Source organism: Photobacterium atrarenae, assembly GCF_024380015.1.
Taxonomy (GTDB): Bacteria; Pseudomonadota; Gammaproteobacteria; order Enterobacterales; family Vibrionaceae; genus Photobacterium; species Photobacterium atrarenae.
Map to the genome: position 1 here is coordinate 84,478 of NZ_CP101508.1, position 13,441 is coordinate 97,918.

15 protein-coding genes are annotated in these 13,441 nt (G+C 54.9%); 11 read left to right on the forward strand and 4 right to left on the reverse strand.

Features of this window, described 5'->3' with window-relative positions:
- Positions 1 to 19: 19 nt before the first annotated feature.
- Positions 20 to 916: an EamA family transporter gene (locus NNL38_RS00405; protein WP_255389080.1), complete on the forward strand. Its 897-nt coding sequence runs from the start codon at positions 20 to 22 to the stop codon at positions 914 to 916.
- 71 nt (positions 917 to 987) lie between these two features.
- Here NNL38_RS00405 and NNL38_RS00410 read toward each other — a convergent pair whose 3' ends face one another.
- Positions 988 to 2,586 carry an AbgT family transporter gene (locus NNL38_RS00410; RefSeq protein ID WP_255389081.1) on the reverse strand — a complete coding sequence of 533 codons (1,599 nt, stop codon included), beginning with the start codon at positions 2,584 to 2,586 and terminating at the stop codon, positions 988 to 990.
- A 525-nt stretch (positions 2,587 to 3,111) separates the two neighbouring features.
- Between NNL38_RS00410 and NNL38_RS00415 the strand changes: the two genes are divergently transcribed.
- A complete protein-coding gene (locus tag NNL38_RS00415) occupies positions 3,112 to 4,116 on the forward strand; it encodes an acyltransferase (protein ID WP_255389082.1) in 1,005 nt (334 codons plus the stop codon).
- 21 nt (positions 4,117 to 4,137) lie between these two features.
- On the opposite strand, the gene NNL38_RS00420 is transcribed toward NNL38_RS00415, so the two are convergent.
- Positions 4,138 to 4,470, reverse strand: a complete 333-nt coding sequence (locus NNL38_RS00420; protein WP_439651361.1) for a DUF2500 domain-containing protein — start codon at positions 4,468 to 4,470, stop codon at positions 4,138 to 4,140.
- 275 nt (positions 4,471 to 4,745) lie between these two features.
- Here NNL38_RS00420 and NNL38_RS00425 point away from each other — a divergent pair, with 275 nt between their 5' ends.
- From NNL38_RS00425 to NNL38_RS00445, 5 genes are all read left to right on the forward strand, one after another.
- The gene (locus NNL38_RS00425; protein WP_255389083.1) at positions 4,746 to 5,111 is read left to right on the forward strand and encodes a DUF4145 domain-containing protein; all 366 of its coding nucleotides are present in this window, start codon (positions 4,746 to 4,748) and stop codon (positions 5,109 to 5,111) included.
- 1,039 nt (positions 5,112 to 6,150) lie between these two features.
- On the forward strand, positions 6,151 to 6,774 hold the full coding sequence (locus NNL38_RS00430) for a lysoplasmalogenase (protein WP_255389084.1): 624 nt from the start codon (positions 6,151 to 6,153) through the stop codon (positions 6,772 to 6,774).
- A gap of 103 nt (positions 6,775 to 6,877) precedes the next feature.
- Complete coding sequence (locus NNL38_RS00435; RefSeq protein ID WP_369414561.1) at positions 6,878 to 7,192, forward strand: putative signal transducing protein; 315 nt, start codon at positions 6,878 to 6,880, stop codon at positions 7,190 to 7,192.
- A gap of 100 nt (positions 7,193 to 7,292) precedes the next feature.
- Positions 7,293 to 7,538 (forward strand): YecH family metal-binding protein, encoded by a 246-nt coding sequence (locus tag NNL38_RS00440; RefSeq protein WP_255389085.1) that lies wholly within the window; start codon positions 7,293 to 7,295, stop codon positions 7,536 to 7,538.
- Between the two features lie 157 nt (positions 7,539 to 7,695).
- Positions 7,696 to 8,289, forward strand: a complete 594-nt coding sequence (locus NNL38_RS00445) for a YhgN family NAAT transporter (protein WP_255389086.1) — start codon at positions 7,696 to 7,698, stop codon at positions 8,287 to 8,289.
- A 47-nt stretch (positions 8,290 to 8,336) separates the two neighbouring features.
- Here NNL38_RS00445 and NNL38_RS00450 read toward each other — a convergent pair whose 3' ends face one another.
- Positions 8,337 to 8,603 carry a DUF1145 domain-containing protein gene (locus NNL38_RS00450; RefSeq protein ID WP_255389087.1) on the reverse strand — a complete coding sequence of 89 codons (267 nt, stop codon included), beginning with the start codon at positions 8,601 to 8,603 and terminating at the stop codon, positions 8,337 to 8,339.
- Complete coding sequence (gene rsmD, locus NNL38_RS00455; RefSeq protein ID WP_255389088.1) at positions 8,600 to 9,205, reverse strand: 16S rRNA (guanine(966)-N(2))-methyltransferase RsmD; 606 nt, start codon at positions 9,203 to 9,205, stop codon at positions 8,600 to 8,602. The genes NNL38_RS00450 and rsmD overlap by 4 nt, the downstream gene beginning before the upstream one ends.
- 84 nt (positions 9,206 to 9,289) lie before the next feature.
- Between rsmD and ftsY the strand changes: the two genes are divergently transcribed.
- The 4 genes from ftsY (at position 9,290) to rpoH (ending at position 13,217) form a co-directional block, all read left to right on the forward strand.
- A complete protein-coding gene (ftsY, locus tag NNL38_RS00460) occupies positions 9,290 to 10,636 on the forward strand; it encodes a signal recognition particle-docking protein FtsY (RefSeq protein WP_255389089.1) in 1,347 nt (448 codons plus the stop codon).
- Positions 10,637 to 10,639: 3 nt separating this feature from the next.
- Positions 10,640 to 11,308, forward strand: a complete 669-nt coding sequence (gene ftsE, locus NNL38_RS00465; protein WP_255389091.1) for a cell division ATP-binding protein FtsE — start codon at positions 10,640 to 10,642, stop codon at positions 11,306 to 11,308.
- Positions 11,298 to 12,224, forward strand: a complete 927-nt coding sequence (gene ftsX / locus NNL38_RS00470; RefSeq protein WP_255389092.1) for a permease-like cell division protein FtsX — start codon at positions 11,298 to 11,300, stop codon at positions 12,222 to 12,224. Before ftsE ends, ftsX begins: the two co-directional genes overlap by 11 nt.
- Positions 12,225 to 12,356: 132 nt before the next feature.
- On the forward strand, positions 12,357 to 13,217 hold the full coding sequence (gene rpoH, locus NNL38_RS00475) for an RNA polymerase sigma factor RpoH (protein ID WP_255389093.1): 861 nt from the start codon (positions 12,357 to 12,359) through the stop codon (positions 13,215 to 13,217).
- The last annotated feature ends 224 nt before the right edge of the window (positions 13,218 to 13,441 follow it).

The window sequence follows — 13,441 nt, forward strand, 5'->3', positions numbered from 1 at the left end:
ACCAGTATGGAGCGGCGTGATGTCGGGATTGGCATTGGGGTTGGTGGTGTTGTCGGCAGTGATCCATGCTGCCTGGAATTTGCTGGGAAAATCGCGCCGGCCCTCGCCGGCATTTTTTGCTGTGGCCAGCTTTGGCGCGGGTGGGCTGTTGTTGCCATTGATCGTGACCGTGCTTGGGACCGCCGCGTCGCTGCCGGGTGTGTTCTGGTGGGTGCTGCTTGGCAGCGGCTTCTGCCAGATGATTTATCTGGCCAGCTTAGCCCGGGCTTACCAGCAAGCGGATGTCGGGGTGGTGTATCCCATTGCCCGGGCCTTACCTGTGCTGATGGTGGCTGTGGTCAGTACCCTGTTGGGACAGTCGCTCCCGGTGCTGGTTTGGCTCGGGATGGGTCTGGTGACGGTAGGTTGTTTGTTGGTCCCGGTGGTGAGCTTTCGGCACTGGCGCTGGCAGGCGTATGGCCAGGCCGGGTGTGTGTGGGCTTTGTTGGCAGCACTGGGCACGGCCGGTTATTCCGTGTTCGATGATCGGGCGCTGGCCATCATGGCCGGTCATTATCCGTCCTTCATGGCCCCCGCGCTGCTGGCTTTTACGTATTTGGGGATGCAGTTTGTGGTGACCGGCAGCTGGCTGATGCTGTGGTGCTGCCATCGTGAAGGGCGGCGGCAGTGGCGCCAGAGTTGGGCCGACTGGCGGGTTGCCCTGCTAACCGGTGTCATGATGGGCGGCACCTATGGCCTGGTATTGCTGGCGATGAGCCTGACTGAGAACGTCAGTTATGTGGTGGCCCTGCGTCAGCTCAGTATCCCGGTCGGTGTGGGGTTGGGGATCTGGCTGCTGCGCGAGCCGGCGCATCGCCCCCGCCTGATTGGTGCGGGTCTGGTGTGTGCCGGGCTGGTGGCGGTCTCCCTGAAATAGCGGTGCGGCACTGCAATAAAAAGCCGGGACTGGGTCCCGGCTTGTTATTTGGTTTCGTCTCTCAGGGAGGGTTAGCCGCCGATGTTGTAGAAGGTCGCAGCACCCGGACCGACCGGGATCCCCAGCACAAAGACCCACACGTAGAACATGATGCTCCAGCCCACGATGAAGACCATCGAGTAAGGCAGCATAGTCGAGATCAGTGTTCCCAGACCCAGGTTCTTCTGGTAACGGGTTGCCACAGCCAGGATCATCCCGAAGTAGCTCATCATCGGGGTGATGATGTTGGTCACTGAGTCACCGATCCGGTAGGCAGCTTGGATGGTTTCCGGCGCGTAGCCCACCAGCATCAGCATCGGGACAAAAATCGGTGCTGTCACTGCCCACTGGGCAGAAGCAGAGCCAATCATCAGGTTGATAAAGCCACACATCAGGATGAAGGCGAAGAACAGTGCCGGGCCGGTCAGGCCGATAGATTGCAGGAAGTCTGCACCGCCGACGGCGAATACCTGGCCGAAGTTGGTCCACTTGAAGAAGGCGACAAACTGCGCGGCAAAGAAGACCAGCACAATGTACATGCCCATCGAAGACATCGATTTGGCCATGGCATCGATCACGTCACGGTCGTTCTTCATGGTGCCGACCACTTTGCCGTAGACAAAGCCCGGGATGGCGAAGAAGACAAAGATAAAGGCCACAATCCCTTTCAGGAACGGCGAGCCTGCAACCAGGCCGGTCTCCGGATGACGCAGGATGCCGTTTTCAGGCACGATAGTCAGGGCCAGCAGCGCCGAGACCACCAGGGCAGCCAGGCCGGCAGCCTTCAGGCCTTTCTTCTCCAGTGCGGTCAGTTTGCCCATTTTGTCATTGCCCAGATCTTCGCTGGCTTCTTCCGGGTTGTATTGACCCAGTTTCGGCTCGACGATTTTCTCGGTGACGAAGGCACCCATAATCGTGATGGCAAACGTCGACGCGAACATGAAGTACCAGTTCACTTCCGGACCTACGGTGTAGGTCGGGTCGATCATTTGCGCGGCAGTTTCAGTGATCCCGGACAGCAGCGGGTCAACCGTTCCCAGCAGCAGGTTGGCGCTGTAGCCACCGGAAACCCCGGCAAATGCCGCAGCCAGACCTGCCAGTGGATGGCGGCCCAGTGAGTGGAACAGCATCGCAGCCAGCGGTACCAGAACCACGTAGCCCAGCTCAGAAGCTGTGTTGGAGACAATACCGGCAAAGACCACGACCAGTGTGACCATGCGGCGTGAAGCGCCCATCACCAGGCCGCGCATCGCAGAGGACAGCAGGCCGGAGTGCTCGGCAATGGCCACACCCAGCATGGCGACCAGGACGGTCCCGAGCGGGGCGAAGCCGGTGAAGTTCTTCACCAGGTTGGCGACGATTTTCTGTGCGCCGTCTTCGTTGAGTAGGCTGACCACATGGATCATGCCGTCCGCAGCACGGCCTGGTGCGCCTTCCGGACGCGGGTCAACAACCGATACGTCAAAATAGCCGGCCACGCCTGATGCAATCAGGATTGCCAGACAGAACAGGGCAAACAGGGTTATCGGGTGTGGTAGCAGGTTGCCCAGCCATTCCACAGTGTCGAGAAAGCGGGTGAACAACGCTTTCTTGTTGGGTTGCAGTTTTTGTTGTGAAGCAGATGAGTGCATCACGACCTCCAGTTATCGTACTTATCCCATCAATGGGCACATCTCTTGTCGGTGGCGAAGGTTACGCTATTGTTAATGCAATAAACAAGATAAAATTATGTATAGATATTTTAAATGATGTTTTTTTGTCTGATTTTGGTTACTAAATTGATGCAATATACCGTTTCCTTTGGTGTTGATGGTGGCAATAATTGCTCATGATTATGAAAATGGTTGGTTATTAATCAATACCTTTGAGAACCAAGAAACAACGATTTATAAATTGGCCTGAAAATCAGATGTGATCGACCTCTCAAAAATGAAGATTGCCTCCCGTTCTGCACAGAAAATGAAACGGATTGGTAACATTTACACGGCGTTCTGATCACCGTCACACCGAAGTTCAGACCGTTTGTCAGTTGATGGCCGGGGAGCAGGGGCGGTAGCACCGTTATGTCAGAAATCGGTCAAAGGCGACGGTTGCCCGGGAGGTGACGGGGGCGCAATGCTATAGTGGAAACAAACGGATGCAGGCTGGGGGAGTGGGTGAGAGAGAAGGTTGTCTTTTTTGATGTGTTGCGCTGTGTGGCTGCGGTGGCCGTGGTCACAATCCATGTTCTCGGCCCTTATCGTGAGCAATTGGGTGTGATCAGCGACAGTGCTTGGAGCACGGCGGTTATTTTTAATAGCTTCAGCCGCTGGGCAGTGCCGATCTTTATTATGATCACCGGGGCGCTGATGCTCTCCGACACCCGCCCGTTTGAACCCGGCTATTATCTCCGGCGGCGGTTGGGCAAGGTCCTGATCCCGTTTCTGGTCTGGTCGCTGTTCTATGCCGGGCTCTCGGGCCTGAGTGCAGAGGGATATGATGCTGGACACGCCTGGGAGACGTTAAAACAGCTGCCCGTGCATGAAACCTATTATCACCTGGGTTTTTTCTATTACTTCATTCCGCTCTACTTTGTGGTGCCGTTCTTGCGTTATTACGTCCAGCACACTGATCGGACGGGCACCATCGGTCTGACCTTGACCTGGCTGGTGATGACCACGCTGTACCTGATGTCGGTCGACGGGTTGTGGAGTGAGCAGCTGATCCTCTATAGCGGTTACCTGCTGCTGGGCTACTGCTTGTTTGTTTACCGCTGGCCTTTGCTGTCATGGCTGTTAGTGCCGGGTATCGTTGCCTTGCTGCTGACGGCCTACATGGTGATCAGCCATAGCATGGCGGCGGAGGAGTACACAGTCGGCCGCTGGTTGTCTTATAAAACTCTTAATACCGCGCTCATTGCGGCGCTGATTTTTGCCCTGTGCCGCTACTGGAGCGCGCGAATGTCACCGCGCTGGCTGGCGGTTGCGGCCTTTGTCAGCCGTTATAGCCTGGGTATTTACCTGTTGCACCCGATCTTCTTATGGCCGGTACGCGCCTGGGACTGGTACTTCATCCACCCGCTGGTGATGATCCCCTGCTGGACCCTGATCATTACTGCCCTGGCTCTGGGGGCCAGCTGGTTGCTGGCGCGTAGTCGCCTGACCGCGTGGCTGGTGCCCTGAGCACAGCCTGATCGGTTTGTGCTAGTCGCGCTGGAGGGCGAAATGGCGGAAAGTCTGGCCCTGGTAGGTCAGGGTGCCCTGATCGCCGGGGTTGAGCGCATGGTAGTAGTGAACACCGACTTCGAACTCCCGTTTCGGGCCGCCTCGCAGCGGTTGCACGTAAATCCAGTAGGCTTCGCTGTCTTCCCCGGGCCGGGCACCGTCGACAGCAGCGCTCTGTTTATCCAGGATCCGGACCGCCACACGTTTCTCCGGTGCCTGCTCGCCCAGCACATGGCGGCGGTAGATCCGAATCGTATAAAGCGCTGAGATGACCAATAACCCTGCCGCGATCAGAATGAGCTCAGTAGGCACAGTTGACTCCCTGTTCACTCAATGAAGATGAATAGGGCGTATTATGAAAGAAGGGCAGTCTGGCGAGTACTTCGGGATGGAGAAACTGTGAGCTTCCCTGGCTTTCTCTGAAGTCGAGAGCACCGGATATACCTTGCGGTTATATTTACGCTGGAGCCCATCGGCTGAACGGTGGATTGATGCTTTTAAGTCTATGATTTAAATGAGTCCGTAAGGCTTGCATCTCGGCCGGGGCACGATATGTTAGGGAAGAGATGAGTCGAGAGGAGTTCGATATGGCGAATATTGAGTTAGTGGTGACACGGACGCGGCGGCTTGAGCGCTTACTCCGCCAGCACTATCATGCCGAAGGCAAAGGCCTGCATCAGCTGATCACCAGCTGTGAGCGGCGGCTGCCCCACGAAATTATTCCGACATTGCGCTTTGTCGCTACGGTGCGCAATAAAATTGTGCATGAAGATGGGTATCAGTTGGATGATAAAGCCGGGTTTATCGCGGCGTGTAAGGCGTGTGAGGCCGAGCTGACCCCGCGCAGTGGTCGCTTTGTCTGGACGATGGCAGCGCTGGTGGTGCTGGGCTTTACTGCCCTGGCACTGTGGTTTTACTCTGAAAATTGGCACCACATTCGTCTGCTGCCCTGAGCCATGATGTTCAATCACGCCTCTCCCTGTCGATCCCGTGGCATCTTGCGCTGATGCACAACTCGTTTTATTCCCTGCAAAAATGAAAAAAGGTGCCAGAAGGCACCTTTTCCTGAAAATTATTCGAGACTTAGTAGATCACAGGCAGTGTCATGAGGCCAACAACGACGGCAATCATCATAAGCCCTTGTTTTTGGGAAGATGTAAACATAGAAAAGATCCTTACTGTGCTGTTGTTGGTTAGATGGTAATCATACTAGCACCATTTTGTGGGTTTGATCAAGTTTAGTACTGTATTTGCGATAAAAAATAAATTTTATCGTGATGTTTTGCGCTTTTTATTGTGGTTTTTTATTGTGGTTGATTTTTGTTTGTCTCGGTTTTTCTCACTGATTCTTGTATTAACCTATTGATATAATTTGTTTTTATTTTTGTTGTTATGTCCTTTTGGGTTGTCTGGTTTGGTTTTGTTTTATTTTTGGTGTGATATTTCTTATTGGTTTATCAGTTCTGTGAATCTCTTGGATTGGTGGCGGTTGGTGGTTGGGTTTTGCACATTGGTTTTGCGCTTTGGTGAATGAATATGCGTTGGTTGGCCATATCCACAAGTTGAGGTGCTCAGGATGGCATGATTTCATGGGTTTTTGATCGGGCGTTTAAAAGCATGTATTTTCTTATGTTGTTGTCATTAAACATCTTGATATTAAATGACTTTATTGTTTTCTTATGCGTCATAATCACCCGGTGATTCCTTTGTTTGTGACCCGAAGTGATACTATGTTTTGTCTCATCGACTCTATTCATCTTGCACGGCAGGCGTAAACGTTTGCTATTTGTCTGTTTGAGAACCTTGCGCCAGATGGCGGGAGTGAATCCAATGTGCTTGTCATTTTTTCTCTTTGGCGGCCAGTTGGCGCAAGCGGATGTAGGGGACAGTGTTTTTATAAGCGGGGTCTAGTTCTGACGGTTCGCCGCTAGACAATCCGAAATCGGTTCCTAAACTGTCCCTGCTTATAACTATAATGATATCGGTGATGTTATGTGGGTTTGGTTAGCCATCTCATTTTCTGCACTTTTACATATAACTGCGGCATATTATGGTCCCAAATGGCAATATTATCTGTTTAAGCCGTTGACTATGGTACTGCTGCTGATCCTGGCCTGGCAGTCCGGGCTCGACAGTGTTTATCAGCAAGCGATCTTTATCGGCTTGATCCTGTCGACGTTCGGGGATGTGTTTCTTATGCTGCCCAAGGATCGCTTTATTCAGGGACTGGCGAGCTTTTTGCTGGCCCACACGGCGTACTCTGTGGCGTTCTGGAGTCAGGTGGACGGTCCGATGGTCTGGTGGTTGCCAGCCATGCTGGTAGGCGGCGGGATCATCGTCTTTTTACTGCTGTTGCCGTCACTGGGTGCAATGGTGCTGCCGGTCATGGTCTATATTGCGATGATCGTTCAGATGACTTGGGCCGCCGGGGAGTTCTGGTTGACGGTCGGCTCGACGGCTGGCTTGTTGGCACTGATTGGCGCATTGGTGTTTATTGTCTCGGATACGGTGTTGGCCGTGGATCGGTTTCGCGGTCCCTTCCGCGCATCCACGTCAGTGATTATGACCAGCTATTACCTGGCGCAGTCTTTATTTGCGGCAACGCTGCTGGTGTAGCGGCGCAGTCGCGGTAGACAGCAGACGGCTGTTGCCCGGAGCCCGGTTGTTCGTAGGGGATTGTCGGGGGACAAGCCGTATGGCCGGATGCTGCAAAGGAGTCATGATGGAGATATCCTGGGTTCGGGTGTATCAGGCGGCCAATAGCCTGGAGGCCCACAGTCTTAAGGGCATGCTCGAGAGCGAGCAGATTGAGGTGACGCTGAGCGGTGAAAGCCTGTCTGCCGGGGCGGGTGAGCTGCCGATGGACGTGGTCCAGGTGTGCCTGTGGGTGCCAGAGACCCAGGTGACGCGGGCCAGAGCCAGGCTCAAAGCCTATGAAGCGGCCGGCGAGGTGGAATGGCAGTGCCCGGACTGCCGGGAGTGGAATAGCGGCCGGTTTGAGATCTGCTGGCAGTGTGGTGGCGAGAAACCCTAAGCTAGAAACATAGTTTTGAAGTACCTGTTTCTTGCGCTGGGTCAAACCCCCTGGTGCTGGCTGTGTTTTAATCGGGTTCTCTGAATTAACCCAGGCGAGAATGACCATGACTTCAATCCATGCCCACACGGTGCTCAACCTGCTCCTGGCCGCAGAAACCCCATATAGCGAGCAGTCTCTGCAGCAGGCGATCACAGCCGAATATGGCGAAGATGTTCGGTTTCACACCTGCAGCTTGCAAGATTTGACGCTAGAAGCGTTACTGATTTTTTTCCTTGAACGCGGCAAAGTCATTCGCGAAGGTGATGCCATTGTGGCCAACCCGGCGATGATGTGCAGCCATTAAGCGCTCCCTCGTCGTAGTTTAAACCTTGCTCAGGTGGTAAAAAAGTCGCCACCTGAGTGCTCAGTTGTTATACTCACCTGCCGTTGCTCGGCTGTCTGGCCGATGCTTCTCATAATCCTTTTCTTCTGAATATTTTTCTCTGTTTGAGGTCTGCACTGTGGAAATTATCTCTGCAGCGGTCATGCTGTTTCTGATCATGGACCCGCTCGGCAATTTGCCGGTCATGCTGTCGATTTTGCGCCATATTGAGCCGAAAAGGCGGCGAATAATCATGATCCGAGAGCTCTTTATTGCGCTGGTGATCTTGTTGGCGTTCCTGTTCGGCGGCCAGAAAATGCTCAATTTTCTTCATGTCTCCACGGAAACGGTCAGTATTTCCGGTGGCATTATTCTGTTTCTGATCGCGATTCGGATGATTTTCCCGACGCCGGGCGGAGTGACCGGGCTGGCCGCGGGCGAGGAGCCCTTTATTGTACCGATGGCAATCCCGATGATTGCCGGGCCCTCGGTGCTGGCGTCGTTGCTGCTGCTGTCCAATCAGGAGCCGGGCCGGGTCGGGGATTGGGTGATCGCTGTGCTGCTGGCCTGGGGAGCAACCTTTGTGATTTTGATGTTCTACGAGGTGTTCAACCGCCTACTGGGAGAGAAAGGACTCAAAGCCGTGGAGCGGTTGATGGGGCTGTTGCTGATCATGATCTCGACCCAGATGTTTCTGGACGGGATCCGCAAGTTCTTCCAGTTGGGTGCTTAAGCGGCGAGTCATGGAAAGCGCGAGGCCTGTTAGGGCCCCGCGTTAGGTTACATCATGTGCTTGCGGCGAATATCGAGCAGGGCGAAAATGCCGAAAATCAAAATGGACCACTTTTCCCAGCGGCTCATTGAAATTTTGTCGCCGAAGGCGCCGATAAAAATCAGCATCTGCAGGCCGTGCATCATCAGCAGAAAGCCGGTCATGATATACAGGGCCATCGCCGCGACGCCCGGGAAGGGATAGAAAATGTTGATGAGCAGAACCAGCCAGACAAAGCCGATGGCTGCTTTCGCCAGGGTAATAAGCGCTTTCATGTTGCGTCTCTCTCGTAGAGCCGGTAGCTGACTTGACCGGCGGTTTTTTCCTTGAATAAATGCCAGTGGGCCGGCGTTTCCGGCAAGCCCAGCTCTTTTTCCGCCTCAATGTAAATGATGGCCTTGGGGGCCAGCCAGCCATTGTTTTCCAGCCGTGCAATCACATCTTGCAGTAAATGCTTGCGAAAAGGCGGATCTATAAAGATGATATCAAATGGTGTGCCCGGTTTGTCGAGAAAAGCCAGGCTGTCGGTTTGATGGATACGGGCATTGTCAGCCCCCAGGGTCTGGCGGTTTTTTTCCAGTTGCGCAGCCGCCTGGCGATCCAGTTCCAGCATGGTGACGCTGTCGACCCCGCGGGAGAGGGCCTCGAAGCTCAGGCTGCCGCTGCCGGTAAACAGATCCAGGCAGTTCGCCTGATACAAATCGGGGGCCAACCAGTTAAAGACGGTTTCTTTGACCCGATCGGTCGTTGGTCGGAGACCTTCAACATCGTGTACCGGCAGTTTGCGTCCGCGCCAGCGACCGCCGATGATCCTTACGACCCCTTCCCGGCGGTGATCGGGCTGATTTCGCCCGGATTGTTGCCTGCGTCTCGTCATAGATTTATTCGACCGTTGAGAAAATGTTAGTATACAGCAGTTTTTAAGCTGCAAATTGTACCAATCAAGCTTTAGGATTTGCCAATGGCAGAAAAAAAGAAACGCGGATTATTTTCGTGGCTGGGTTTTGGTTCCGAAGAACAGGCCGAGCAAACAGAGCAACAAGCCACCCAGGCTGAAGGGAAAGAACAGCAAGAGGCTGCGCCGGCGCTGACGCCGCAGGATGAAGCGACCGAGCAGCCAGCGCAGGAACAGTCCGCGCCAGACGCAGGGCTGCAAGAAACAAAACCAGCAGAAGCAAGCCATGACGAGACAGCGCAGGCCGATGTATCGGCAGCAAGTGCAGAGCCCGTCGCGGAGCGCAAAGCGCCGGCCTCTGAAGAAGCCACTGCGTCCGAAGCACCGGTTGACGCTGAAGTGGCCACGGTGGTCCAGGAGACAGCAACAGAAGATACGGCGGCAGAAAGCGAGCAAGGGCTGGCGGCTGCGGAGCAGGATAAACCGAAAAGTGAAGGTTTCTTCGCTCGCTTGATGCGTGGTCTGAAGAAAACCAAAACCAATATCGGTTCCGGCTTTGTCGGATTGTTCCGCGGCAAGCAGATCGACGACGATTTGTTTGAAGAGCTGGAAGAGCAACTGCTGGTGTCCGATGTCGGGATGGATACTACGCTCAAGATTATTGAGAGCCTGACCGAAAAAGCTGATCGCAAATCCCTGAAGGATGGCGAAGCCTTATACGGTTTGCTCAAAGAAGAGCTGGGTGAGATGCTGACGCAAGTCGAACAGCCACTGGTGATCGACACCACCCGCAAGCCTTATGTGATCCTGATGGTCGGGGTCAACGGGGTCGGGAAAACCACCACTATCGGCAAGCTGGCCAAGCAGTTCCAGAGTCAGGGTAAATCTGTGATGCTGGCTGCCGGGGATACCTTCCGCGCCGCGGCGGTGGAGCAGTTGCAGGTGTGGGGCGAGCGCAATAATGTCCCTGTGGTTGCCCAGCACACCGGGGCCGACAGTGCGTCGGTGATCTTCGATGCCATCGAGTCGGCCCGCGCCAAAAATGTGGATGTGGTGATTGCCGATACGGCTGGTCGCCTGCAGAACAAGAGCAACCTGATGGAAGAGCTGCGCAAGATTGTGCGGGTGATGAAGAAAGTCGACCCGCAGGCGCCGCATGAAATCATGCTAACGGTCGATGCCGGCACCGGGCAGAATGCGATCAGCCAGGCCAAGTTGTTCAGCGAAGTGGCGCCGGTGACCGGGATCACCCTGACCAAGCTGGACGGGACCGCCAAGGGCGGGGTCATTTTTGCCATTGCCGATCAGTTCAACATTCCGATCCGCTACATCGGCATCGGCGAGGGGATCGACGATCTCCGTCCGTTTGCGGCCAATGAGTTTATTGAAGCACTCTTTAGTGACGAGGAGTAAATCGTGATCCGGTTTCAGCAGGTCAGTAAAGCTTATCGGGGCGGGCGCCAGGCCCTGCAAAAAGTGGATTTCCACCTTCAACCGGCGGAAATGGCGTTTCTAACCGGGCACTCCGGTGCAGGTAAGAGTACCCTGCTGAAACTCATTTGTGCCATTGAACGGCCGAGTGATGGCCAGATTTTCTTCAATGGCCATGATATTACCCGGATTGAAAATAAGCACATCCCGTTTTTGCGCCGCAATATCGGGATTATTTTCCAGGATCACAAGCTGCTGATGGACCGCAGTATCTACGACAACGTGGCCCTGCCGCTGCGGGTCGAGCTGGCCTCAGAAACCGAGATTAAACGCCGGGTGTCGGCGGCGCTGGATAAAGTCGGGCTGCTCGATAAAGCCCGCTGCCTGCCGCTGCAGCTCTCCGGCGGTGAGCAGCAACGGGTCGGTATCGCCCGCGCCGTGGTCAACAAGCCCCGGCTGTTGCTGGCCGATGAGCCGACCGGGAACCTGGATGCGGCTCTGTCACAGCAGGTGATGCAGCTGTTTGAAGAGTTTAACCGGGTGGGGGTCAGCGTGCTGATGGCTACCCATGATACCTCGCTGCTCAGTACCCACCATTATCGACGCCTGGACCTGCACCAGGGGCACTTGAGGGAGGTTGCTCGTGGCGCGTAAACAACCCGGCTTTTTTGCCGTGCATAAGATGCAATGCATCGGGGCGCTGTCTGAGATGAAGCGACGGCCACTGGGCAATCTGCTGACTCTGGCGGTGCTGGCCTTTGCCCTCACGTTGCCGGCCAGTTTCTACCTGCTGGCGAAAAATATCACCTTGGTAGCCCAGGCCTGGCAGAGCCCGACCCAGTTAACTGTGTATCTGGCGCCGCAACTGCCGCAGAGCACGGCGACCCAGCTTACCGAGCAACTGGCCGCCTGGCCTGAAGTGGAAGACGTGCGCTATATCTCGCCGCAGCAGGGACTGGAAGAGTTTCGTGAGCAGGCCGGATTTGCCCAGGCGCTGACCCTGCTGGAGGAAAACCCGCTGCCGGCCGTGGTAGTGATCCGCCCGATCACGGCGTGGCAGGGCAATGAGCAGGCCACTCAGCTGGCGGCGAAGTTACGTGCCGAGCCGGATGTGGATGAAGTTCGGCTCGACAGTGACTGGCTGCAACGTCTGGCGGCGATCAAGTCGCTGGCCATCACGCTGGCCGCGCTGATCTCCGGCCTGATGTTGTTCTCGGTCTTCCTGATCGTCGGCAATACCCTGCGGTTGCAGGTCCTGAACCAGAAAGATGAGATCCAGGTGATGAAGCTGGTGGGCGCTACCGACAGCTTTATTTTGCGTCCATACCTGTACACCGGGGCCTGGTATGGCCTACTGGGCGGGATCGCCGCTTGGGTGCTGGCGGCGATCATCACTATACTGCTAGATGGTGCGGTCGCGCAGTTGGCCACGCTGTATGACAGCGGGTTCCGGTTGGTGGGATTGAGCTGGGATGAAACCCTGATCCTGCTGATGACGGCTGCGTTTCTCGGGCTGCTGGCGGCCCGGTTATCGGCCGGACGCCACTTGAAAGAAATTGAACCTGTGTGACGTTTCGGACTCTATAGATGGGCCATGTGACGGGAAATTACATGGCCGACTTGCAATGACGGCCACTTTGCGGGCATCATTACGGGTTATAGCAATGTTCCATCTGTATACAAAACACACGAGGTTTGTTGAATGGCACAAGAAATGACTTCATTGGCGTTAGTTTCCTCAGACAGCCTGGACAGTTACGTTCAGAGTGTCAACAGCTACCCGATGCTGTCGGCGGAGCAGGAGCGTGAGCTGGCTGAGCGTCTGCATTATGATGGCGATATCGATGCGGCCAAGTCCCTGGTCATGTCCCACTTGCGCTTCGTAGTGCATGTCGCGCGCGGTTATTCCGGTTATGGCCTGCCGATGGCAGATCTGGTTCAGGAAGGCAACATCGGCCTGATGAAGGCGGTGAAGCGTTTCAATCCGGAAGTCGGTGTGCGCCTGGTGTCGTTTGCGGTCCACTGGATCAAGGCTGAAATTCACGAGTACGTGCTGCGCAACTGGCGGATCGTCAAAGTCGCGACCACCAAAGCCCAGCGCAAATTATTTTTCAATCTGCGCAAGGCGAAAAAGCGCCTGGGCTGGTTCAATAACGACGAAGTCAACATGGTTGCCGAGCAGCTCGGGGTCGATGCCAGCGAAGTCCGTGAGATGGAATCCCGTCTGGCGGCCCAGGATCCGACTTTTGAGAGCCCGGTCGATGATGATGATCGCGACAGCGGCTTCAGCGCCCCGGTCTATTTCCTGGAAGATAAATCGTCCGACGTGGCCCTGAGTTATGAAGAGAATAACTGGGAGAGCCATGCCACCAACCGGTTGTCGCAGGCGCTGGCCTGTCTTGATGAGCGGAGTCAGCACATTGTCCGCTCGCGCTGGCTGGATGAGCAGAAGACCACCTTGCAGGAGCTGGCAGAGCATTATGGCGTTTCTGCAGAAAGGATCCGTCAGCTTGAGAAAAATGCGATGAAAAAGCTCAAAGAAGCGGTGGGTGACAGCCTCTGAGGATCCTCAGGAAGTATCCACAATACTGAGCACAAGGAACCGGCCTAACGCCGGTTTTTTTGTGCCTGATTTCTGGGAACTAGTTCACGTTTTGGGGTTGAAACAGAGCTGTATACCAATCTTATCCACAGATTATGATCGGATCCGATCTACATATAGTGGATCCTTTTGGAAAAAAACACATTATCAACGCTATTCACAGACTTTTCCACAGCTGGTGATTG